General features: G+C 45.0%; 2 protein-coding genes. Both read right to left on the bottom strand.

The window, feature by feature from the left end; genetic code table 11:
• Positions 1-1,028: S8 family serine peptidase (locus G4P69_RS37200; protein WP_208354894.1), on the bottom strand; the 1,028-nt coding region annotated here is incomplete at its 3' end.
• A gap of 585 nt (positions 1,029-1,613) precedes the next feature.
• The coding region (locus G4P69_RS37195; protein WP_208354892.1) for an IS200/IS605 family accessory protein TnpB-related protein at positions 1,614-2,162 on the bottom strand (549 nt) is incomplete at its 5' end.

Raw genomic sequence — 2,162 nt, 5'->3', positions numbered from 1 at the left:
GAAGGCAGGATAGAGGTTGGCATATTATCTGTAACTACTTCACTTGGGTGGAGCATTTCTAACTCTGGGTTCTGATCTAACATTTTTTGTCTTCCTTGTTGTGGTTTGGTTATTAGGGCTTGTGTCCCAGTAATGTTGAGAGTTCCGACTAAATAGCGACGGCAATCATCTGTTTGTTTTTCGTTGCAAGATACAGCGCTCTCAAGTATTGCGGCACGAATTGCTTTAGGATCTGGCCTGTCTCCCTGCTTGATTTGAATGCTCAACAGCAGAGCAACAATGCCAGACACAACGGCAGTCGCAAAGCTAGTGCCACTCTTTAGGGCAGTCCCACCGCCTGGAACCGCACCTAAGATGTTTTCACCAAGTGCGAGAATTCCTTGAGTTTGGTAGGTTTCGCCCCAATTACTAAAATCAAAGGGTATTCCCTGGGCATTCATCGCTCCTACGGCCAGGACTGAAGGTAGTGCGGCGGGGAGATGGAGACATTTACAGCCATCATTTCCCGCCGCCGCAACAATCAGAACGTTGTTATCGGCGCAGAATTGGACTGCATTCGCCAGCCATTTGCTTGGCTCTCCCGATGATGTTAGTTGACCACCGCTAATGTTAATTACATTTGCTCCCTGCTCTACGGCTTGAGTGATAGCTCGTGCCAAATCAAGCTGGGAACAAGGGGCTATTGAATTTCCTGCTCCGTCTTGGAACAAGGGAAGAATTAGTCCGCGACAGCCGGGGGCAATACCAGTGACAGGGCTACCAGGTTGACCAAAAATTGTACTGGCAACGTGTGTGCCATGATTTGAGGCACTACCTTGTTGATTACTGACACCAGATACTAGGGTCTGTATCTGCGTCAGATTCGCACCTGCAAAGCACGGATGGGACTGGTCAACTTGTCCATCAAGGACTGCAACGCAGATACGAGGATCACCGAGGGTTTCAGCCCAAAGTGATTGAAGTCTAGGTAAGGCTGAAATACTGGTAACACCAGCCTCTGACGCTACTATGTCGCCAATAAGCACCATAAGTACACATTATCCTTTAAATTACAGGGACTTTGAAGCATATCGCGACCGTTTGGTCAAATTATGATTCAAATCACAGCTTTGAGGCTGATTTATAGAATATTTTTAACCTCTAATTCCATTTGATTTGCGTTCTCTCATATCGCTTTTAGTCTAAACTCCAGTATTTCCTTGTGGTTAGTGAAAGTCTTAGACTTGCCAAAATAGTAATCATAAAAACCAGCTACATATTGGACTGCCATCTTTGTACTCACAACCTTTGTTTTCAGAAGGTTCAGCTTGCCTGTTTGAACCCCATATATTCATCAAACTCCACTGCTAACTGAGTTCAAACCTGAGATTTACTGACTTCTTTCTGACTTGCGACTAATTTTCTGGACTTAGGCGCATCTAGCGGTTGGGGGAGGGGGTAAGTAAAGAAAATTTCGGGCGAATCATCGTACATAGGTACTATACAAAATTTACGGATTGTAGCGATGTTTCGTATCTAGCGCTATCAAAAACTTAGGTAAATTTAGGCATTACTGCTGAAATTTATCACAGCCGCATCTCCAAGCGCACCGGAGATACTTGAGTCAGGGAATCTCACCCTGAAGCGTTAAGAGACTTGCTCTTAACTTGCAAGTGGTTTGCACCTTGCTTTTTAGCCCTACCCTTCTCCTTACGGTTATTGGCAAGACTAAAGAGCGTGACCTGCATGAGGCTGTTAGCCCCCTCCTCTCTGCTGGTATAGAACATATGTCGGTTCTTACGTCCCGTTGTGTTTAATACCTTGCTCACCTCGCTCCATGCTTTCCACACGTGCCTAAAGCTATCCACTGGTTTCTTTAGGGCGACATGGAGAGCGCGAGGTAAGCGCTCAGATTTCTTTAATGCGCGACGGGCTAGAACTAGAGCAGCTGCACTCCCACTGTTCATCCCGTACATCGCCATAAACTTTGTCAAACCTTGCACTGAAGAGAAAGCAGGTTCAACCAAGATAAGCTCTATTCCAATTTTTTGACATCGCGATAAGAGCATTTTTGCCAAGCTAGAATACGCAAAATTAGAAAGCATTCTTGCATATTTCTTTGACTTCTCTCTCAATGATGCTTTCTTTTTAGAAAAGTCTAATTTCTCAATTGCTATTGGTAC

The sequence above is a fragment of the Aetokthonos hydrillicola CCALA 1050 genome (genome assembly GCF_017591665.1).
GTDB lineage: Bacteria > Cyanobacteriota > Cyanobacteriia > Cyanobacteriales > Nostocaceae > Aetokthonos > Aetokthonos hydrillicola.
Note: the sequence above shows the minus strand (reverse complement) of the source record. Positions and strands in the feature narration are given on the sequence as shown.